At 66.7% G+C, this 21742-nt stretch carries 17 protein-coding genes; all 17 read right to left on the bottom strand.

Features of this window, described 5'->3' with window-relative positions:
• Positions 1 to 11 precede the first annotated feature (11 nt).
• The 17 genes from dnaE to NQ036_RS02035 all read right to left on the bottom strand — a co-directional run bounded on the left by dnaE (position 12) and on the right by NQ036_RS02035 (position 21725).
• Positions 12 to 3593, bottom strand: a complete 3582-nt coding sequence (gene dnaE / locus NQ036_RS01955; RefSeq protein ID WP_257046555.1) for a DNA polymerase III subunit alpha — start codon at positions 3591 to 3593, stop codon at positions 12 to 14.
• 16 nt (positions 3594 to 3609) lie between these two features.
• Positions 3610 to 4539 (bottom strand): RluA family pseudouridine synthase, encoded by a 930-nt coding sequence (locus NQ036_RS01960; protein ID WP_257046556.1) that lies wholly within the window; start codon positions 4537 to 4539, stop codon positions 3610 to 3612.
• Positions 4536 to 5075 carry a signal peptidase II gene (locus NQ036_RS01965; RefSeq protein WP_257046557.1) on the bottom strand — a complete coding sequence of 180 codons (540 nt, stop codon included), beginning with the start codon at positions 5073 to 5075 and terminating at the stop codon, positions 4536 to 4538. The genes NQ036_RS01960 and NQ036_RS01965 overlap by 4 nt, the downstream gene beginning before the upstream one ends.
• 100 nt (positions 5076 to 5175) lie before the next feature.
• On the bottom strand, positions 5176 to 6000 hold the full coding sequence (locus tag NQ036_RS01970; RefSeq protein WP_257046558.1) for a DivIVA domain-containing protein: 825 nt from the start codon (positions 5998 to 6000) through the stop codon (positions 5176 to 5178).
• Between the two features lie 173 nt (positions 6001 to 6173).
• On the bottom strand, positions 6174 to 6482 hold the full coding sequence (locus NQ036_RS01975) for a YggT family protein (RefSeq protein ID WP_257046559.1): 309 nt from the start codon (positions 6480 to 6482) through the stop codon (positions 6174 to 6176).
• Between the two features lie 103 nt (positions 6483 to 6585).
• Positions 6586 to 7080: a cell division protein SepF gene (locus NQ036_RS01980; RefSeq protein WP_257046560.1), complete on the bottom strand. Its 495-nt coding sequence runs from the start codon at positions 7078 to 7080 to the stop codon at positions 6586 to 6588.
• 121 nt (positions 7081 to 7201) lie between these two features.
• Positions 7202 to 7960 (bottom strand): peptidoglycan editing factor PgeF, encoded by a 759-nt coding sequence (gene pgeF, locus NQ036_RS01985; protein WP_257046561.1) that lies wholly within the window; start codon positions 7958 to 7960, stop codon positions 7202 to 7204.
• A 9-nt stretch (positions 7961 to 7969) separates the two neighbouring features.
• Positions 7970 to 9124, bottom strand: a complete 1155-nt coding sequence (gene ftsZ, locus NQ036_RS01990) for a cell division protein FtsZ (protein WP_257046562.1) — start codon at positions 9122 to 9124, stop codon at positions 7970 to 7972.
• Between the two features lie 208 nt (positions 9125 to 9332).
• Positions 9333 to 10142: a hypothetical protein gene (locus NQ036_RS01995; protein ID WP_257046563.1), complete on the bottom strand. Its 810-nt coding sequence runs from the start codon at positions 10140 to 10142 to the stop codon at positions 9333 to 9335.
• A 5-nt stretch (positions 10143 to 10147) separates the two neighbouring features.
• Positions 10148 to 11614, bottom strand: coding sequence for a UDP-N-acetylmuramate--L-alanine ligase (gene murC, locus NQ036_RS02000; RefSeq protein ID WP_257046564.1), 1467 nt, complete (start codon positions 11612 to 11614; stop codon positions 10148 to 10150).
• The gene (locus NQ036_RS02005; RefSeq protein WP_257046565.1) at positions 11611 to 12726 is read right to left on the bottom strand and encodes a glycosyltransferase; all 1116 of its coding nucleotides are present in this window, start codon (positions 12724 to 12726) and stop codon (positions 11611 to 11613) included. Before NQ036_RS02005 ends, murC begins: the two co-directional genes overlap by 4 nt.
• Before the next feature lie 10 nt (positions 12727 to 12736).
• Complete coding sequence (locus NQ036_RS02010; protein WP_257046566.1) at positions 12737 to 14017, bottom strand: putative peptidoglycan glycosyltransferase FtsW; 1281 nt, start codon at positions 14015 to 14017, stop codon at positions 12737 to 12739.
• A gap of 3 nt (positions 14018 to 14020) precedes the next feature.
• Complete coding sequence (gene murD / locus NQ036_RS02015) at positions 14021 to 15583, bottom strand: UDP-N-acetylmuramoyl-L-alanine--D-glutamate ligase (RefSeq protein WP_257056884.1); 1563 nt, start codon at positions 15581 to 15583, stop codon at positions 14021 to 14023.
• The gene (mraY, locus tag NQ036_RS02020) at positions 15573 to 16667 is read right to left on the bottom strand and encodes a phospho-N-acetylmuramoyl-pentapeptide-transferase (protein WP_257056885.1); all 1095 of its coding nucleotides are present in this window, start codon (positions 16665 to 16667) and stop codon (positions 15573 to 15575) included. Before mraY ends, murD begins: the two co-directional genes overlap by 11 nt.
• Positions 16664 to 18112 carry a UDP-N-acetylmuramoyl-tripeptide--D-alanyl-D-alanine ligase gene (murF, locus tag NQ036_RS02025; protein ID WP_257056889.1) on the bottom strand — a complete coding sequence of 483 codons (1449 nt, stop codon included), beginning with the start codon at positions 18110 to 18112 and terminating at the stop codon, positions 16664 to 16666. The genes mraY and murF overlap by 4 nt, the downstream gene beginning before the upstream one ends.
• 1 nt (position 18113) lies before the next feature.
• Positions 18114 to 19655: a UDP-N-acetylmuramoyl-L-alanyl-D-glutamate--2,6-diaminopimelate ligase gene (locus NQ036_RS02030; protein WP_257056890.1), complete on the bottom strand. Its 1542-nt coding sequence runs from the start codon at positions 19653 to 19655 to the stop codon at positions 18114 to 18116.
• A 3-nt stretch (positions 19656 to 19658) separates the two neighbouring features.
• Positions 19659 to 21725 (bottom strand): penicillin-binding protein 2, encoded by a 2067-nt coding sequence (locus NQ036_RS02035; RefSeq protein WP_257056891.1) that lies wholly within the window; start codon positions 21723 to 21725, stop codon positions 19659 to 19661.
• Positions 21726 to 21742 lie beyond the last annotated feature (17 nt).

Genomic DNA, 21742 nt, shown 5'->3' on the forward strand with positions numbered 1-21742 from the left:
CGTCTACCTTTCTATGCGGCGCCCTGGCCGCCGTGGGTGCTCAAACAGCGGGGGCCGAGCAGTGCTTTGAGGTCCCCGAACAGGCTGGGGCCGGGGGTCACCCTGACCGATCGGTCCAGCCTCATCACGGTGCGCCGCCCCGGCTGGGTCAGGTTCAACAGCACCTCGGTGGGACCGGAGTTGGCGCGCAGCACATCGCCCAGGCGCTCCACCAGTTGCGGGGTGCAGCGTTCCAAGGGCAGTGACACGTACAGGGGCCGATCGGCCGGATCGGTGACATCGGGAATCGTCATGGAGCGCGCCATGAGCTCCGTTGGGCGCTCATCCGATTTCCTGATGACGCCGGTGACGGTGATGACCAGGTCGTTTTGCAGCAGGCTGGCAACCGGCTCGTAGACATCGCCGAAGAACATGATGTCGATCGAGGCCTCGAGGTCTTCGACGGTGACGATCGCATAGGGCTTGCCCGAGTTCTTCGAAACGCGGCGTTGCAGGGTCGTGATCATCCCGCAGACCTTGACGGTGGAGCCGTCGGGCCGGTGGTTCTCCGGGTTCATCAGATCGACGATCGGCAGATCCGCCTCCTGGCTCAGCACGCCCTCGAGCCCATTGAGCGGGTGGTCGGAGACGTAGAGGCCGATCATCTCGCGTTCGAACGCCAGCTTCTCCTTCTTGTCCCACTCCGGACGGTCGGGCACCGGAACGCTGAAGGCGTTGGCCTCGTCCTCGTCATCGTCACCGAGGCCGGCGAACAGATCGAACTGTCCGGCGGCCTCCTGCCGTTTGACTCCGATGACGGAATCGACGGCCTCTTCGTGGATCTCCACGAGCGAACGGCGGGTATGACCCAGCGAGTCGAACCCACCTGCTTTGATGAGCGATTCGATGGTGCGCTTATTGCACACGTTCTGCGGCACCTTGTCCAGGAAGTCCGAGAAGCTGGTGAACGCGCCCTTCTCCTCACGTGCCTGGCGGATTCCCTCGACGACGTGGGAGCCGACATTGCGCACCGCGCCCATCCCGAAGCGGATGTCCTCGCCGACTGCGGCGAAGTTCTGCTGGGATTCGTTGACATCGGGCTGGAGCACCGTGATGTGCATCTTGCGGCACTCGTTGAGATACAGCGCCAGCTTGTCCTTGTTGTCTCCCACACTCGTCAACAGGGCCGCCATGTACTCGGCCGGATAGTGGCACTTGAGGTAGGCGGTCCAGTACGAGACCAGCCCATAGGCTGCAGAATGGGCCTTGTTGAAGGCGTACTGGCTGAACGGCACCAGAATGTCCCACAGGGCCTGGACCGCCTCCATCGAGTAGCCGTGTTCCTTCATCCCCTCGGAGAAGGGGCCGAATTCCTTGTCCAGAATCGACTTCTTCTTCTTACCCATGGCGCGGCGCAACAGATCGGCCTGGCCCAGGGAATAGCCGGCCACCCTCTGCGCAATCTGCATCACCTGCTCCTGGTAGATGATCAGACCGTGCGACTCCGCCAGAATGTCCTTGAGCGCTTCCTCCAGTTCCGGATGGATCGGAGTGATCTCCTGGCGCCCGTTCTTGCGCAGGGCGAAGTTCGTATGCGAATCCGCACCCATCGGGCCGGGCCGGTACAGGGCGATGGTCGCCGAGATGTCGTCGAAGTTGTCCGGCTTCATCAGCCGCAGCAGGGCCTGCAGCCCGCCGCCGTCGAGCTGGAAGACCCCGATCGTATCGCCACGGCCCAGCAGCTCGTAAGAGGGCCGGTCGTCCAGCGGCAGATGTTCCAGATCGAGGTCGAAATCCCTGTTGAGCTTGATGTTGGACAGGGCGTCGGAGATGATCGTGAGGTTGCGCAACCCCAGGAAGTCCATCTTGATCAGGCCCAGGCCCTCGGCGATCGGGTATTCGAACTGGGTGATCACCTGGCCGTCCTGGAAGCGGCGCATGATCGGGATGACACTGTCGACGGGCGCCGAGGACATGATGACCCCCGCTGCGTGCACACCCCACTGCCGCTTCAGGCCCTCCAGGCCCAGCGCCGTATCGAAGACCTCGCGGGCCTCCGGTTCGGTCTCCAACAGCTCCCGGAATTCCCCCGCCTCGTTGTAGCGCGGCGCGTCCGGGGTGATGATGTTCTTCAGCGGGATGTCTTTGGCCTGGTCCGCCGGGGGCAGGGCCTTCGTCAGGCGTTCGCCCAGGCTGAAGGGCTTGCCCAACACCCGGGCCGAGTCCTTGAGGGCCTGTTTCGTCTTGATCGTACCGAAGGTCACGATCTGGGCGACGTAATCCGCGCCGTAGCGCCGGGTCACATAATCGATCGCCTCGGTGCGCCGCCGATCGTCGAAGTCCACGTCGAAGTCGGGCATCGAAATGCGATCGGGGTTGAGGAACCGTTCGAAGAACAGGCCGTGCTCGAGCGGGTTGAGCTCCGTAATGCGCATCGCATAGGCGACCATGGATCCGGCACCGGAACCGCGGCCGGGTCCCACCCTGATCCCGTTGTCCTTCGACCAGTTGATGAAGTCCGCGACTACCAGGAAGTAACCGGGGAATCCCATCTGGATGATGACGTCGAGTTCGTAGTCGGCCTGTTTCCTGGCGTCCTCGGGCACACCGTCCGGGAATCGGTAGTGCATGCCCTTATCGACCTCTTTGATCAACCATGAGGTCTCGTCCTCACCCGGTGGGCAGGGGAACTTCGGCATGTAGTTGGCGGTGGTGTCGAAGGACACCTCGCACATCTCAGCGATTCGCAGGGTATTGTCGCAGGCTTCGGGGAAATCCTTGAACAGCGCGCGCATCTCCGCCGGAGACTTCAGATAGTAGCCCGACCCGTTGAAGGCGAAGCGCGAACCGCCCTGGTCATAGGTCGGCTCGATCAGCTTGGAGCCCGACTGGATCGCCAGCAGGGCCTCGTGCGCCTTGGCGTCGGATTCGTGGGTGTAGTGCAGATCGTTCGTGGCCACCAGGGGCAGGTCCAGCTCACGGGCCAGGCGGATCAGATCGCCCATCACGCGGCGTTCAATCGAGATCCCGTGGTCCATGATCTCGCAGAAGTAGTTCTCCGCCCCGAAGATCTCCCTGTACGTCCCGGCCGCCTTGCGCGCCTCCTCGTACTGGCCCAGGCGCAGGCGGGTCTGCACCTCACCCGAGGGGCAGCCTGTCGTGGCGATCAGCCCCTCACTGTAGGTGTCGAGCAGTTCGCGGTCGATCCTGGGCCATTTGGCGAACACCGAATCCAAGGAGGCCAGGGATGAGGCCTTGAACAGATTGTGCATACCCGTGTTGTTCTTCGACAGCAGCGTCATATGGGTGTACGCGCCGCCGCCGGAGACGTCATCGCCGCGCTGGGACTCATCGGTCCGCCATTTCACACGGGTCTTGTCCCCGCGCGCGGTACCGGGGGTGACATAGGCCTCAACCCCGATGATCGGTTTGATCCCGGCGGCCGTCGCCTGTTTCCAGAAGTCGAAGGCACCGAACAGATAACCGTGGTCGGTGGTCGCCATGGCCTTCATGCCCATTTCATTGGCGGCCTTCATCAGGTCGCCCAGGCGGGCGGCCCCGTCCAGCATGGAGTATTCCGTATGGACGTGCAGGTGGACGAAATCGTCTGCCATTTTCCCCTCGCAGAAATCAGGCCCGCGGATCGCGCAGCACGTCGAGGGCGTGTCGCAGGTCCGCGGGATATTCGCTTTCGAATTCGACCCACTCCCCGGTCTCCGGGTGGGTGAAACCGAGCCGGACGGCGTGTAGCCACTGGCGGTTCAATCCCAGGCGGGCGGCCAACACCGGATCGGCCCCATAGGGCAGATCGCCACAGCACGGGTGCTTGGTCGCCGACATGTGCACACGGATCTGGTGGGTCCGACCGGTTTCCAGGTGCACTTCGAGCAGGCTCGCAGAGCGAAAGGCCTCCAACAGTTCATAGTGGGTCACCGCATGCTTGCCGTCAGTGCGCACCGCATAGAGCCCGTCGCGCCGCGGATTGCGCCCGATCGGGGCCTCGATCGTGCCGATCACCGGATCGGGCAGCCCCTGGACCAGCGCATGGTAGGTCTTCGAGACCGTGCGCTCCTTGAAGGCGTGTTTGAGCACGGAATAGGCGTGTTCGCCCTTGGCCACGACCATCACACCCGAGGTCCCGACGTCGAGTCGGTGCACGATCCCCTGTCGTTCGGGCGCACCCGAGGTGGCGATGTGGTATCCCGCGGCGGCCAAGCCGCCGATCACGGTGGGACCGTGCCAACCGGCTGCAGCATGTGCCGCGACGCCCACCGGTTTGTCGACGACGACGAAGGCGTCATCGTCGTAGATCACCCGCATGCCCGGAACCGGCTCGGCCACAATGCGCGGGGCCGGCTTCGGTTCTGGCAGTTCCACGTCGATGCGCACCCCGGAGCTCAGCCGGTCCGACTTGCCCGCAGGGCGGCCATCGACGACGATCCCCCCGGCCTGTGCGATCTGGGCGACCGCGGTCCGGGACAACCCCAACAGGCGGCTCAGAGCCGCATCGACGCGCTCCCCCTCGAGTCCGTCGGGGACCAGAAAAGAACGTTCCGTCATACCGGATCTACCTCCTGCTGCGCGTGATCGGAGTGCGTGGCGACCCCGAACGGGATCCCCTTGAGACTCGCGATGATGATGAGGACCGCTGCCCCCGTGATGGCGATATCGGCGACATTGCACACGAAGAAGTACAGATCGATGAAATCCACGACGGCCCCGTGGAAGACACCGGGTGCGCGGAACAGCCGATCGATCAGATTACCGACCAGTCCGCCCAACAACAGGCCCAGGCCCGCGCCCCACGTGACCGAGCGCAGGCGGCGGACCGAGATGAGGATGGCCGCGAACACGATGATCGCAATGACCGCGAACAGCCAGGTCGTGTTCGAACCCAGCCCCAGTGCCGCACCCGGGTTGCGCAGGAACGTCAGCCCGGCCAGATCGCCGAGCACCGGCACTCTGGGTCGCCCCGCCAGGAATGCGACGGCCAGGGCCTTCGTCGCCTGGTCGGCCAGCACCACCAGCAGGGCCACCGCGAACAGCCAGATCCGTGGACGCCCGATCCGGGCGCCGTCTTGTTTGTCTACCACCACTCACCCAAGTCTACCGGTGCGCTCCCCGTGAACCATACAGGCGGGGCCGCCCCTCCCTCGGGAAGGACGGCCCCGCCTGCGAACCAGAACCTGGAACAGGTCAGAGCGAGTGCTTTGCGTTACCCGCCTGGCCCAGGGTCTCCGGGGCCAGGGAGCTGGAGTTCTCCAGTTCGCGTAGCTGATCGCTCAGGTAGCTCTTCAAACGCGTCCGGTACTGGCGCTCGAAGTTCTGCAGCACGTCGAGCTCACGTTCGAGGTTCGACTTCTGGGTCTCCAGCTGGTTGAGCGTATCGTCGCGCTTCTTCTCCGCGGCCGTGACGATGCCGGAGGCCTCCGTCTTAGCATCCGCGATGAGCTTGTCACGGGTCTTCTTACCCTCTGCCACATGCTCGTCGTGGACCTTCTGCGCCAGTGCGATGAGCCCGGCTGCATCGCCGCCGGCGTTCGCCGCCGGTGCAGGAGCCTCTGCCTGCTTCGGTTCTGCCGCCTTGGCAGGCTGCGACTTGGCCTCTTCCTTCGGCTCCTCCTTGGCCTCCTTGGCCGGTTCCGGAGCCGGCTTGGCCGGGGCCGTGGCCGCTGGAGCCGCCGCCGGGGCCTGCGGGGCCACGACCGGCGAAGCCGGTGCGGCTTCCTTCTTCGGCTCTTCGACGGGCTTGGCCGCGGGCATCGCCTGTGTCGCCTGCGGATCCTCAACCTTGGGCGCAGCAGGCGCCGCTGCGGCCTTTCCGCCGTCCTTCTGGAGCTCGGCTGCCTTGGCCTCGGCTTCCGAGAGCTTCTGCCGCAGCGAGTCGTTCTCCTGATAGAGCCGACGCAGTTCGACGACGACCTCGTCGAGGAAATCGTCGACCTCGTCCTGGTCGTATCCTTCGCGGAACTTGACGTGCTGGAACCGCTTGTTCACTACGTCTTCAGGCGTAAGCGCCATGAGGCCACCTTCGGTTGAGTAATAGTCCACTGCCCTGCACGTCAGTGCAGATGCCTAACAATTTCATCACTGTACAGCACGACCGTTGTTCTTGTCTTGCAGCCAATCACATTAAACGACGTGAAGCAGCGGTCCTGCAACGAGTCCATCATAGGCACAGAACGCTGAGAACTTCAGCCCAGGGCGATCATGGCCCGGCCCGCATTGAGCAGCAGCGCGGAGAGGAATTGCACAACCATATACAGGACGATGAAGCCCAGGTCAAGGGCGACGGTGCCCAACCGCAGCGGGGGGATGATCCTGCGCAGCAGATTGATGGGCGGATCAGTCAGGGAATAGACGAGTTCGCAGACCACCAGCAGGAAGCCCCTCGGCCGCCAATCACGGGCGAAGACCTGGATCAGGTCGATGACGACACGGGCCAGCAGAACGAACCCGTAGAGATTGAGTGCGAAACCCAGGATGTAGAGGACGATGCCCACGTGTTATGACGCCTTCCGTCGTAGTTCTCGCCACCGGTCATACAGCGACCGGCAGACCACCCCATGGTAGCCTGCCGGTCGGTCAGCGGTGGAGACGAAACTCTCAGCTCTGGTTGAAGAAACCCTTCTGCTCCCGTTCGGGCTCCGTACCGTTGGCCACCTCGTAGTCCTCGGGCGTGAGAAGGAACACTGAGGTCGTCACCTTCTCGAGATTACCGTGCAGGCCGAAGGTCAGTCCGGCCGCGAAGTCGACAAGGCGCTTGGAGTTCACATCGTCCATGGCGCTGAGGTTGATGATCACGGGGATCCCCGCGCGGAAGGCCTCGCCGATGGCAACGGCGTCGTTGTAGCTGCGGGGATGAATGGTCTGAATCCGGTGTACGGGTTCCACGGGTGTCGTCTCCACGGGTCGCATCGAGGCGCGAATCGGGGTGACCGCCGCATCGATCTGGGGTTCGTCCATCAGTTCGTCCTCCGGCGGTCCCGATTCGTAGGCCGGCTCATCGTAGTCGCGGTCGCGTGGAGTGTAGGCGTCATCCTGCTCATACCCCTCTTCACCGAATCCGAAGTAGTTGCCGATCTTCTTGAAGGCAGACATAGCTTTCTCCTGATCTCCACCGGGCCCTTCGGCCCCCTGCTGTCACCTACGAAACTATCCCAATGCAAACGACACGCCCCGGTAATCCGTAGGCGTGTCGCAAGGTGTGCCAACCGCGGACTCAATCCGGGTGGGGTGCCAGCCAGCCGATTCCGGCGAATCGGCCGGTGGCGCCATCCCTGCGATACGAGAACAGATCCGGGTCCTCGAAGGTGCAGCTGCGGTCCCAATGGACGATGCGCACCCCGCGGTCCGCCAGCTGGGAGACCACTCCTGCGGAGACATCGAGTGCGGGGGTGCCCGACCAGGTGATGGCCCCTGCCACGGGATGGAGCGCGGCGACCTCATGACGCAGCTCGTCGGGCACCTCGTAGCAGCGCCCACAAATCGACGGACCGACGATGGCCGAGACCCGGGTGGCGCCACGGCGCTCCATGGCCTCGAGGACCGCTCCGACCACTCCGTCCGCCATGCCCCGCCGTCCCGCATGTGCTACGGCCACCAGGCCCGCGTCGGGATCGGCCAGGACCACCGGGGTGCAGTCGGCGACCATCACGACCAGGCCCACCCGTTCCTCACCGGTGACCTGGGCGTCGGCCTCGACCACCGTGGCCGGCACCGAGGCACTTGACGAGTCGAGGTCCACCATGTGGACCCGGGTGCCGTGAACCTGTGAGGTAAAGCTCAGCCGATCCGCCTGCAGCCCCAGCACGGACCCCAGAGCCGCCCGATTGGCCGTCACAGCCGAATCGACGTCTCCGACGTGCCGGGCCAGATTGAAGCTGCTAAAGGGGCCCTCGCTGAAACCGCCGCGGCGGTCGGTGAACGCCACATGTGCGTCCACCGACCGCCCCGGAATCACGAACCTGCCACCGAGCATCGCGCGCTCCTACTTGAGGAAGTCGGGCACGTCGATGTCGTCGCGCCCGTTGTAGGTACGCTGTTCCTCCGGCAATTCGACCGGCACATCGGCAGGCTGGCGCTGCGGCAACGGAGTCACAGGGGCGATCTGTTCGGCCCCGGTGTCGGCGGACTGCTTGGGCTCGGGCGCCGGTGTCGAAACCGCGGGTTCGGCCGGGACCGATTTGATGGTGTTGTCGTTGTTGTCGAAGCCGGCTGCGATCACCGTGATCCGGCATTCGTCGCCGAGGTTCGGGTCGATGACCGTACCGAAGATGATATTGGCCTCCGGGTGGGCTGCCTCCTGCACCAGGCGAGCGGCCTCGTTGACCTCGAACAGACCCAGATCCGGTCCACCCTGGATCGACAACAGCACCCCGTGCGCACCCTCGATGCTGGCCTCCAGCAGAGGCGATGCGATCGCGGACTCCGCGGCCTGCACCGCCCGGTCGTCGCCGACTGCGGAACCGATGCCCATCAACGCGGTACCGGCGCCCTGCATCACGGACTTCACATCGGCGAAGTCCAGGTTGATCATCCCGGGGGTGGAGATCAGATCGGTGATGCCCTGGACACCGGAGCGTAGGACCTCGTCGGCGGACTGGAACGCCTCCATTACCGTGACATTGCGATCCGAGATCGACAACAGACGGTCGTTGGGGATGACGATGAGGGTATCGACTTCTTCGCGCAGCGCGGCGATACCCGATTCCGCCTGCGCCGACCGGCGCCGGCCCTCGAAGGTGAACGGTCGCGTCACCACGCCGATCGTCAGCGCGCCCAGGGACTTCGCGATCCTGGCGACCACCGGGGCCGCACCGGTCCCGGTACCACCGCCCTCACCGGCGGTGACGAAGACCATATCCGCACCGTCGAGCGCTTCCTTGATCGCGTCTTCGGAGTCCTCGGCGGCCTTCCGGCCGATCTCCGGGTCGGCACCGGCGCCCAGACCGCGGGTCAGATCGCGGCCGATCTCCAGTTTGGTGTCAGCTTCCGATAGCAGCAACGCCTGGGCATCGGTGTTGATGGCGATGAACTCGACTCCACGCAGACCGACCTCGATCATGCGCTGGACCGCGTTCACACCACCGCCGCCGGTACCGGCGACCTTGATGTCGGCTCCGGATTGCGGGAATTCAGCCAAGTCGGTTCCTCTTTCGATGCTCTAGTGTCCGGCAGACCTGTTCAACGGGCGGGACGTCCGGGATACGGCCTTTGCCATGACGTTATTGTGTCCGACGCACCGGTGCAAGAACCTGCCCGGAGTGTCGCGGCGCTTTAATCGTTTCCGCCCCAGGTTATAACGTCGCGCCCGCCGCCGCCGACGCGCCCGGAGGCTGGATGCCGCGGGTTCAGCCGGTCACTGGTCTCTCGGGCAGGCTCACGTCGATCCGCTGCGCCCCCGTTGGCAGGAGGGCGCGGGCGATGCGGAACTTCCGCTGCACATCCGCGGAGGTCCCGAATACGATCGTGACATCTCGCCCGGGCTGGGCCCGCTGGGTCTGTGTGGCCGAAGGCGCGGCGGACGCGGTGGCCGAGGTGCTGCGGTCTGCCAGTTCCTCCCCCGTCGCGGCGTAGACGATCGATAGAGTGCCCGAGCGATCCGTACGGATCGTGCGCACCCGCTGCGCCGCTGCGTCGTCCAGGCCGGTGATGAGTTCGACGGCCGAGCGCACGCTCTCCGCCGGCGCCGTGCCCTCGGCCTGCAGGAGCGGCAGTTCCGGTTTCCGGTTCACCGTGTCGATGGCGTTGCCGGACTCGTCGAAGCGCTGCCACCGTTTGCCCTGGGCCACTGCCAGCGCGGGCTGCCGGTCGACGATGACGACCGTCAGACTGCGCGGGCCCGACCAGCGCAGGCGCACTTCGGACGTTTTGGGAAACCGCTCGTGCAGCTGCGCGGATATTGCACCCAGGCGCAGGCGCGGCAACGGCGTTCCCCGATGGTCCTGGAGTACCGCCTGCTCGACCGCCCCCGCGTCCGTCAGACTGGCGCCCGTGACCGTGACCGACTGCAGCGCCAGCGCCGGGGTGAACCAGCCCAGCAGACCGCAGCCGAGCACGACGACGAGCACTGTGCCCGTAATCCACCACGGACGGGACCGCCTGGCCCTGCGGGTGGCGATGACCTCGGTGAGATCGGCAGTCTCATTGCCCTGGCCCATCGGGGTCAGGACTCCGTCGCGGCCCGGCTCGGTACCGACTCGCCCGTGCCCAGTGCCACCAACAGCTCGGGCCCCAGCATGGTGACATCACCGGCCCCGGCGGTGATGACGATGTCCCCGGGACGGACCCTGCCGGCCATATAGGGAACGGCGTCGCGGAAAGCCGGCAGAAAGGCCACCTTGTCCTCCGGCAGGGGGACCTCGGCGGCGATGAGGTCACCGGTCACCCCGGGGATCGGATCCTCACGTGCGGGATAGACGTCGAGTACCGCCACATCGTCGGCCAGGCCCAGGGCCTGGCCGAACTCGTGTTTGAAGGCCCGTGTCCGGCTGAACAGGTGGGGCTGGAAGATCACGTGCACTTGCCGGTCCTCGGCGACGATCTCCCTGGCCGCCCGCAATACCGCGGTCAGTTCGGTCGGGTGGTGGGCGTAGTCGTCGAAAACCCGTACGCCGTTCGCGGTTCCCCGCAGATCGAATCGCCGTCGGGTCCCCGAGAAGCCCATCAGGCCGGCTTCTGCGCGTTCGTCATCGAGCCCCAGTTCGACTGCCACGAGGAGCGCCGCCGTCGCGTTGAGCACATTGTGCAGACCCGGCTGGCCCAGGGAGACGGGCCCGAGAACCCGCCCGCCGTAGGCCACCGAGAAAGTAGCGCCCTGCGCATCGTGACTCAGCTCGACCACCCGGGCCGAGGCGTGCTCGGACTGTCCGTAGGTGACGACCCGGCCGCCGGCCGCGGCCGCGGCCTCTGCGATCCCGGCCGCGCCGGGATCGTCGGCGCAGGCGATGAGCACCCCGGAATCGGCCGTGACGTTGGCGGAGAACTCCACGAACGCCGCCCGTACCCTCTCCCAACTGCCGTAGAAGTCCAGGTGATCTGGTTCGGCGTTCGTGATCACCCCGATCACCGGGTCGTAGAGCAGGAACGAGCCGTCGGATTCGTCGGCTTCTGCCACGAACACATCGCCCGAGCCGGCGTGCGCGTTCGTCCCGGTCGCGCTGAGCACACCGCCGATGACGAAGGACGGGTCCGCCCCTGCCGACTGCAGGGCCACCGTGGTCATCGAGGTCGTGGTGGTCTTGCCGTGCGTCCCTGCGATCGCGACGGCCCGCCTGCCCACCATCAGACCGGCCAGGGCCCGGGACCGGTGGACGACCCGGATACCCGCGGCACGGGCTGCCGCCAGCTCCGGGTTCGACTCGCGGATGGCCGTGGACACGACGACTGTGTCCGCGCCGGCGATGTGCTCGGCGGCATGGCCGATGTAGACGGTCGCCCCCTGCGCGCGCAGAGCGGCGACAACGGATGAGTCCTTAGCGTCAGAGCCGGAGACGGTGATGCCGCGGTCGAGCATGACCCGGGCGATGCCGGACATGCCGGCCCCGCCGATTCCGATGAAGTGCACCCGGCCCAGGTCTTCGGCCGGAATCACCGGCCCCTGATTCTGATCGACGTCGAGTGCATGGTTCATGCGTCTCCTTCGAGTGTCAGGCCCGCGGTACGGGCGATGGTCGCGACCATGGCACGGTCCGCGTGCCGTGGGAAGTCCATGGCCGCCAGTGCGGCCTCCATCCCTGCCAGGGCGGCGGAATCGGCTGCCAGGGGCACCACTGCGTCACGGACGAAATCCTCGTTGAAGGCACTGTTGTCGATCAGCCTCGCCCCGCCCGCTGCCACCGGTCCGGCGGCGTTCTTCGCCTGCTCGCCGTTGCCGATTGGCAGCGGTACGTAGACGGCGGGCAGTCCGACGGTGGTGACCTCGGCCACTGTTCCCGCGCCGGATCTACACACGATCAATGAGGCCGCCAAGTAGGCGTTCTCCATTCCATCGACATAGTCCACGACATGGTAGGCGGGGTCGCCGGCGGCCGCGGCGCGCACCGCTTCGCCCTTGCCGGCTCCCGTCACGTGCAGGACCTGCAGCCCGGCTGCGGTGAAGGACGCGTGGGCCGCAGCGCATGCCTCGTTGATGGCCGCCGCTCCCAGGGACCCGCCCGTGATGACGACGGTGGGCAGGTCGGGACGCAGGCCCAGGCGGGTACGGGCCTCTGCCACGGCCGCCGACTCATGCCTGTCGGCGGCCTCGATCTCCGGGCGCATCGGCATGCCGACGGCGTGCCCGGCCAGGGGTGTGCCGGGGAAGGTGAAGCCGATATTGGCCGAATCCGTCAACTTCGCCCCCAGTTTGTTGGCCATTCCGGGAACCGCGTTGGCCTCGTGGATGACGATCGGCAGGTGACGTTTGCGGGCGGCCAGATAGGCGGGTGTGGCGACGTAGCCGCCCACACCGACGACCACGTCGACATCGTTCGCATCGATGATGCCGATGACCGATTTCACAGCGTGGCTGAAGCGCTTCGGGAAGCGCAGCGCAGCACCGCCGAGCTTGCGCGGCGCGGGCACCTTCTCGATGGTCTCCAGCGGGAATCCGGCCTGCGGGACCAGGCGGGTCTCCAAACCCTCCGGGGTGCCGAGCATGGTCACGGAGGCGTTGGGCACACGCCGCACCAGCTCCCTGGCTATTGCGAGCATGGGCGAGATATGGCCGGTGGTGCCGCCACCGGCGAACAGGACTGAGACCACGATTGTCAGATCACTTCTTTCTGGCTGGGGTACGGGCGAAGAACGACAGGGAGGCACGCAGGCGCGTGCCCTGGGCGCGCAGCGCATCGGCTGCGCCGGGTTCCGCGCGGGCGAAGGACAGCAGGATACCGCTGGCCAACAGGGTGGAGATGAGGGAGGACCCGCCATATGACACGAAGGGCAGTGGCACGCCGATGACGGGCAGTACACCGGTGACGACCAGCAGGTTGACCGCCGCCTGTCCCAGGAACCACATGAAGATGCCACCGGTGGCGGCCTGGACGAAGCGATCGGTTGAGCGCAGGATCAGTCTCACGCAGCCATAGGCCAGCAGGGCGAACAGCAGGAGCACGATGAGGGAGCCGAAGAAACCCAGCTCCTCGCCGATGATCGCGAAGATGAAGTCGTTGTGCGCCTCTGGCAGCCACGACCACTTCTCCCTGCTGCCGCCCAGACCCGTGCCGAACCAGCCACCGGAGGCCAGGGCGTAGAGACCGTGGTCGGTCTGCCAGTGCTGGCTGAACTGCGAATCGGCGTCGGTGGCGCCCGAACCCCGCGCGAACAGGGCTTCGATCCGGCCCAGCCGGTTGTCGTTGGCGACGACGTACACGGCGACCAGGACCCCTGCGATGCTCACCAGCGAGGTCAGCCAGCGCCAGGGCAGACCGCCGACGAACAGGGTCGCCAGGATCACCGCGAGCAGGATCATGCAGGACCCAAGGTCCTTTCCGGCCAAGACGATGGCCACCATCGCAGCCAGCGCGGCAAATCCCGGGAGCACATGGCCGAAGCGGTAGAAATCGCGTTTGGGATCGGCCATGAAGTGTCCGAGGAACAGGGCCATGGCGAGTTTCGAGATCTCGACGGGCTGCGCCTGCAGCGGGCCGATCCGGATCCAACCGGTGTTTCCGCCCACGCTGGCTCCCAGCGCTGGGATCAGCGGTAGGGCCTGGAAGGCCAGTGCGGCCACCAGCAGAATGGGCGCTGCGGCGGAGAAGAAGCGGCTGGGCAGGCGGGAGGCGAGGAAGAGCAGCGCGAAGCCGCCTGCTGCGAATCCCGCCTGTTTGAAGAACAGGGAGAACGAGGAGATCTCCCGGCCATCGTAGAAGCTGATCGACGAAGCCGAGAGCACCATCACCAGGCCCAAGCCGGTCAGCGTCACCACGGAGAGCAACAGGATGTAATACGTGGCCAGGGGCAGGTCGAGGACGACCCGGGCCCGGTTCATAAAACGGCGCAGGGCCGAATCCGAACCGGTGCCCCGGGCCGTAGTACGGGTGCCGGAGGCCACCGCTCAGTCCTCCAGGTCCCGCACGGCTGCGGCGAACAGGTCGCCGCGGGTCGCATAGTTCAGGAACTGGTCCATACTCGCCGCCGCCGGCGCCAGCACGACGGGTATTCCGGGCCCTGCCAGTTGTGCGCCCGCGCGCACGGCGGCGCGCATCACCTCTGTTCCCCTGGCGGCCGGATCCGCGGGATCCGCCGGCAGGGACGCCGGATCGATGCGCACGACCGGGACCCGGGGTGCGTTCTCGGCCAGGGCCGAGGCGAAGGGCGCCGGATCGCGGCCGATCAGCACCACGCCGGCCAGCCTGGCCGCGTGCTCGGCCACCAGGTCGTGCATGTCCGCGCCCTTGGCCAGTCCCCCGGCGACCCACACCAGACGCTCGCGCGCAGCGAGGTCGGCGGCCGCCGCGTGCGGATTGGTCGCCTTCGAGTCATCGATGAATGCCACACCGTCGACGGTACCCACAACGGTGCCACGGTGGTCCCCCGGATGGTGGGCCAGCAGGCCGGCGCGTACGGCCGCGGGCTCGACGCCGAACGAGCGGGCCAATGCGGCGGCGGCCGCTACATTGGCCACATGGTGCGGTGCCAGATGGTCGGCCGGGACCCCGAGGGCCACCGACACGTCGTCGAGCGTTGCCAGCTCGGCTGCGGCCGAATAGCGGTGCGGGGTGAATGCCCGGTCGACGAGGATGTCCTCGATCAGACCTATCTGGCCGACCAGGGGTGCCCCGACGGTGAAGCCCACCGCCCTGGCACCGGGCAGCACCTCGGCCTGCTCGACCATGTGCAGGGTGGCCGGATCGGCGGTGTTGTAGACGGCGGTGTGGCCCACATTGGCATAGACCTTGGCCTTATCGGCGCCGTAGGCGGCCAGGCCACCGTGCCAGTCGAGGTGGTCCTCGGCAAGATTGAGCACCACCGCCGAATGCGCGCACATGGAGTGTTCCCAGTGCAGTTGGAAGCTCGAGAGTTCGATCGCCAGGACCTCGGCGGTCGGGTCGAGGACCGCTTCGAGCAGGGGCGCCCCGATATTGCCACAGGCCCGGGCCTCGCAGCCCCCGGCGGTCAGCATCGCGGCCAGCAGGCTCGTGGTCGTGGTCTTGCCGTTGGTGCCGGTGACGACCAGCCACGGCGCCTGGTTCGCACCGCGCACCCGCCAGGCCAGCTCGACCTCGCCGATCACGGGGACACCGGCGGCGCGCGCCGCCAGCAACAGCGGCTGATCGGGCCGCCACCCCGGGGAGGTGCAGACCAGCTGGGGCGCGAGCCCGTCGAAGTCCGGCAGAGTCCGCGTGTGCTCGACACCGCGCCGGATATCGACGTCGAAGACCTCCAGGATCCGGATGTGCTCACTCAGATCGCGTTGGGTGTCGCCGTCGACGACGATCACGCGGGCGCCGCGTTCCGCCAGGTGAACGGCCATCGGATACCCCGACACGCCAAGCCCCGTGACGACGACGCGCAGACCGTCGAGATCGGAATCCGGGCCCACCAGGATCTCCGGGATCCGCTCGGCCAGGGGGTAGGGCACCGGAGTCGCCCCCGCGGGTACCAGCTCAACGGCCATAACGAGCCAGCCAATCCGCGTAGAACAGCCCGACGGCCAGCACCACGAAGCAGGCGGCGATGATCCAGAAGCGGATCACGATCGTCACCTCGGCCCAGCCCTTGAGCTCGAAATGGTGCTGCAGGGGTGCCATCCGGAAGATCCGTTTGCCCGTGAGCTTGTATGATCCAACCTGGAGCATGACCGACAGGGTGATGATGACGAACAGGCCGCCCATCACGACAAGCAGGATCTCGGTGCGGCTCATGACCGCCAGCCCCGCAATCGCACCGCCGATGGCCAGGGAACCGGTATCGCCCATGAAGATCTTCGCAGGGGCGGCATTCCACCACAGGAAGCCGATGCACGAGGCGGCCATGACCGCACCGACCATCGCCAGGTCGCGAGGATCGCGCACGATGTAGCAGCCGGCCTCGGCGTGGCTCATCAGGTCGCAGTTCTTCACCGACTGCCACAGACTGATCACGACATACCCCAAGAAGACGACGACGGCCGAACCGGCTGCCAGGCCGTCGAGCCCATCGGTCAGGTTCACGGCATTGGACACCGCCGTGACGATGAGGTTGGCCCACAGGATGAACAGGATGAAGGTCACGATCGCCGCACCGGTGAAGGCCAGGTCGATCGGTAGATCGCGAACGAAGGAGATGGCCGACGAGGCGGGGGTGCGGCCGTATTCGTTCGGGAACAGCAGCGCACCGATGGCGAAGGTGATGCCGACGAAGCCCTGCCCCGCGATCTTCGCCTTCGGACTCAGGCCCAGGGAGTTCTTCTTCGCGATCTTCTTGTAGTCGTCGAGGAAGCCGACGCCGGCCAGGCCGACTGCCAGCCACAGCACCAACATGCCCGAGGGCGTGGGCGCGGCCATGGTGACGAGGTGCGCCAGGAAGTAGGCGACCACGGCCGAGGCGATGATCACCACCCCGCCCATGGTCGGGGTGCCGCGCTTGACCAGGTGGGTCTTGGGACCGTCATCGCGGACGAACTGACCGTAGCCGCGTTTGACGAGCACCCGGATGAACGCCGGGGTCCCGAAGATCGTGAAGAGGAAGGCCAGAACGCTGGCCACGACTACGGCGATCATGCGCCGGACACCCCCGAGATCTCATCGCCGAGGAAGCGCAGGCCGGCGTCACGCGATGATTTGAACAAGACGATGTCCCCCGCCTTGAGTTCGTGCTGGAGCATTTCCCTGGCCTCCGTGACGGTGGGAACCCATGCTGCCTCCGAGCCCCAGGAGCCCTCGAGGTTGGCCGACTGGTAGATCGGCTTGGCCCCATCGCCGACGGCGATGGTCTTCGAGATATTGAGCCGGACGACGAGCTCGCCGATGTCCGAGTGCGCTTGACGCGACTCGTCACCGAGCTCGAGCATTTCGCCGAGCACCGCGATGGTGCGCCGCGGTGGGTTGTCCTCATCCCCCCTGCCCATCGCAGCCAGCGTCTTCAACGCCGCACGCATGGATTCGGGGTTCGCGTTGTAGGCGTCGTTGAGGACCGTGACACCGTTGGGGTTGTCGACGAGCTCCATCCGCCAGCGGCTGGCGGCGCCCGAGGTGGACAGAGTGGACACGATGGTCCGCGCGCCAACGCCGCACAGCCACGCCACACTCGCGGCGGCCAGGGCATTGGCGACGTGGTGGGAGCCCAACAGTGCCAATTCGACCGCGGCGGGCTCCTCCTGCGGTAGGTGCAGGGTGAAGCTGGTGCGCCCCGAAGCGTGGGTGGTGACGTCCTCCGCCCAGATCAACGGGGTCTTATCCGTCACCCCCGAGGTGGAGAACCAGGCGGTCTCCACCCCTTCGGCCAGCACCGAGGTCATGGCGGCGACCCGCTGGTCGTCGGCATTGAGCACGGCCGTTCCACCCGCGATCAGCGAGGCGACGAGTTCACTCTTGGCCCGCGCCGTGTTCTCGATCGAGCCGAAGACCCCGGCATGGGCCGAACCCACATTGAGTTCCACGGCGATATCGGGCCGGATCAACGAGGTCAGATAGGCGAGGTTGCCGATCGACCGGGCACCCATCTCGAGGACCAGGAAGCGCGTATCGGGCGTGGCGCGCAGCGCGGTCAGCGGCACCCCGACCTCGTTGTTGAAGGAGTTCGGCGGCCAGATCGTCTCACCCTGTGCGCTGAGCAGGTCACCGACCAAGTCCTTGACCGTCGTCTTGCCGGCGCTGCCGGTGATCGCCACGACGGTCAGCTCCCCGGCCTCCCGCAGCGCCGTGACGTTGTACCGGGCCAGCCGGCCCAACGCCTCGGTGGCGTCGGATACGACGATGCTGGGCAGGATCTCGCCGTCGACGCTGGGGATCGCCTCGGCGATGATGAGCGCCGCCCCGGCGGTCCGGGCCGCGGGCGCGAATTCGATCCCGTCGACGTTCTCCCCCTTGCGGGCCACGTAGATGTCTCCGGGGGTCACCTCGCGCGAGTCGGTCACGACGCCGCCCGACAGCGGGGTCGAGCCGGCGATCGCGTGCAGTTGGCCGCCGATGGCGGTTGCTATTTCGAGCGCAGAAAATTCCTTCATATCACTTCAAAACAATACTCGGTTCGGTACCCAAGTTCGCCTTGGGCAGCGCCTTGCGGGTCTCTTCACGGTCGTCGAAGTGATGTTTCACTCCGTTGACCTCTTGGCCGGTCTCATGCCCCTTGCCCGCCACCAGCAGTGCTCCGGCGGTTCCGGCTGCCTCCACCCCGGCTAGGATGGCGGCCCGGCGGTCCGCGATCTCGCGGATTTCAACGGTGCGCGCCGGGTGGCACGCCACGTAGTCCTCGGCACCGGCGCGAACCGCGCCACGGATCTCGGAGGGGTCCTCCGTGCGGGGATTGTCATCGGTGATGATCACCACATCCGCATATTGTGCGGCTGCGGCACCCATTTTGGGCCGCTTGCCCTGGTCGCGCGCTCCGCCCGCACCGCACACGATGACCAGGGGGCCCTCCGGATGATCCGCCCGCAGACCCGAGAGCGCCTTGACCAGGGCATCGGGGGTATGGGAGTAGTCGACGACGGCCAACGGGCCGCGCTGCCGGATGACCTCCATCCGGCCGGGGACCGTTGCGGTGAACGTGGGAGCGACCCGGGCCAACTCCTCCACCGGCCATCCGCCGGCGGCCAGCATCGTCAGGGCAAGCGCGGTGTTCGCGGTGTTGAAGTCCCCCGGCAGCGGGCTGTGTGCCGCCAGGACCCCGCCGATTGGCTCGAACGGCGCACCGTGGAGTTCGAACCGGCCCGCCGTCCCGGCCACCAGCAGTACATCGGGGGCGTCGTCCGGGTCCGCCGAGACCGTGAGCAGCGGGATCGGCGCGGTGTCCGCCAGACGCTGAGCCCAGGCGTCGGCCAGGTAGATCACTCCGCGGTCGGCGAATTCCGGGGTGAACAGCTGCGCCTTTGCCTCGAAGTAGGCTTCCATCGTCTTGTGGAAGTCGAGGTGGTCCTGAGTCAGATTGGTGAATCCTGCTACTGCGAAGTGCGCCCCGTCGACCCGGTGCTGCACCAGGGCGTGGGAGGAGACCTCCATCGCACAGGTGCGCACACCGGCGCTGCGCATGTCGGCGAACAGCCGGTGCAGATCGGGAGCTTCCGGAGTGGTCCGCACAGCGGGCACCGAATCCCCTGCGATACGGGTGGCGACGGTCCCGATGACCCCGGTGGTGCGCGGTCCGTCGATGGCGGCGAGCAGGGCCTCGAGCAGGAACGTCGTCGTGGTCTTGCCATTGGTCCCGGTGACGCCCAGCAGGGTCGGTCGTCCTGGTTCGGTGCCGTAGACCGCCGCGGCGATCGCCCCCAGGCGTGCCCGGGGATCCCCCACGCACACGATGGTGGCATCGGCGGGGACCTCCCCGGCCGCCTCGATGATGTCCAGCCCGGCGGAATCGGTGAGGATGCAGCGCACCCCCGCGGTGAAGAGATCGGCGACGAAGACCGCACCGTGGACGTTCGCGCCGGGCAGGGCCGCGTACATCCACCCCGGGGCCACACTGCGCGAGTCCAGGGACACCCCGGTGACATCGACCGTGTCCGGCCCGCGCACCTCGGCCGGGCCGAGCGGCAGTTCGCTTAAGCGCATGTGCTATTTCCACTTCCTCTTGGGCAGTTCGGGTTTGCTCGTCGACGGGGGTACCCCCAGCTGACGCAGGGCATAGCCCGCGACGTCCGAGAATACCGGAGCGGCGGCGGTTCCGCCGTAGTAGCCCTTCTTGGGCCGCTGCAGTGTCACCGATACCGCCAGTTGCGGGTCCTCCGCCGGCACGGCTCCGGCGAAGCTGGCCGTATAGCCCTTGTAGCCGGAACCGTCCTCGGTCGGCGCCTGGGCCGTACCCGTCTTCCCGGCCACCCGGTAGCCCGGAATCTTGCCGGCCTCGCCGGTGCCGTCGGCAACCACCGACTCGAGGATCCGCATGAGCGAGTCGGCGGACTTCTCGCTGATCACCTGGGATTCCACCTTCGGTGCGATCTCGGTGACCTTGCCGTCGTCGTCGACCGTGCCGCTGACCAGCTGCGGAACCATTTTCTTGCCCCCATTGGCGATCGTCGCGATCACCTCGGCGTTCTGCAGCGAGGTACTCGCCACGCCCTGACCGAACAGCACAGTGTACTTGGTGCGGCCGTCCCAGGCGGACGGCTTGTGCAGAATACCCGAGGCCTGACCCGGGAAGGCCAGCGCGCTCTTCGTTCCGAACCCGAAGCGGTGTAAATAGTCGTAGCGCTGCTGCTCGCTCAGCTGTTGGCCGGCCATCACGGTTCCGGTGTTCGAAGAGTCCATCATGATGCCCGCGAACGTCAGCTTCTCGGTCTTGTGCTCATGCGAATCCTTGAACTCCTCGTCGTTGGGGGCCTTCCACTTGTACGGCACGGTGAACCGGGTCTCCGGAGTGACCTTGCCCTCTTCGAGCAGAGCCGCCGCGGTAACCATCTTGGCGGTGGAACCCGGTTCGAACGAGGCGTTGAAGATCCGCGAGCCACGATCGTCGGACCCTACCCTGCCCGGATTGTTCGGATCCACGCTCGGCGCCTCCGCCGCGGCTATGATCCGGCCCGTCTTCGCCTCGAACATCGTCACGGTGCCCCATTCGGCCTGGCGTTCCTTGACCGCCTGGGCGATCGCCTTCTGCGCGTAGTACTGGATGGGCAGGTTGAGGGTGGTCCGCACCCCGGTGCCGTCGACGGCCGGGACGTTCTGGTTCTCCCCCAGTGGGATCTCGTCGCCGGAGCGGCCGCGCTCATAGCGCTGCTCGCCGTCCACGCCGGCGAGCATATCGCGGTACTGCAGCTCCAGCCCGGCCAGGGGCGCGCCATCGGAGCCGACGAATCCCACGATGTTGCCCGCCAGAGCGCCATCGGGATAGGTCCGCACCGAGTACTGTTCGACCGTCAACCCGGGGATGTGCAGCGCGTCGATCCTGTTCCACACCTCGGAGGTCAGCCCGTCGGCGATAGGCGACCAGCGCCTGTCACCGTCGAGCCGCTTGTACAGAATGCCGGCATCGGTCTGGAGGGGGCCCGCCAACGCCTTGGCAGCACCCCAGGCGCCCAGGGGCTCGGTCGAGACGACCTTGCCCTTGGCATCGCGGTTCTTCTTCTCGTACCCCTTGACGTTGACCTGGTCGGCCACCAGCCGGTACCGGTCGGCGTTGTCGGCCAGCACCCGCCCGTCGGATCCCAGAATCACGCCGCGATGGGCCGGGATGGGTTTGACGGACAGCCGGCTGGCCAGTGCCTTCTGTGCCAGGGCGGCCGTGTCCATCCCCTGGATGGTGAAGAGCTTCCACGTCAGCAGCGCCAGAATGCACAGCACCGCGATCAGGATCCACAGCACGCGGCGCCGCGGATCCGCGGGCGCGCGTACCGGGGCGGGACGCCGCGGGCCCGCAGGACGTTTGGGGGCCTGCTGCGCCGGTGCTTTGCGTCCGGCGGCCTTCGAACCCGAGGACCGCTGTTTGGATGGTGCACCCCGGCCGCGGGAAGTCGCACGCGATGGTGTGCCCGCGGCGCCGGTCGACGTCTGCCGAGCACTCCGTGCATCACCGGCCTGGCCGGTCCGCTGTCGATCGGATCCGGCCTTTGGCCGCTGAGCGCCCGCGCGCCCACCGCGCGACCTATCGGACCGGTTGCCCGGGTTCCGGGACTGTGGAGCCATCCCTTGGGTCCCCCTCG

It is taken from the genome of Brevibacterium sp. 91QC2O2 (assembly GCF_024580695.1).
In the GTDB taxonomy this organism is placed as follows: Bacteria; Actinomycetota; Actinomycetes; order Actinomycetales; family Brevibacteriaceae; genus Brevibacterium; species Brevibacterium moorei.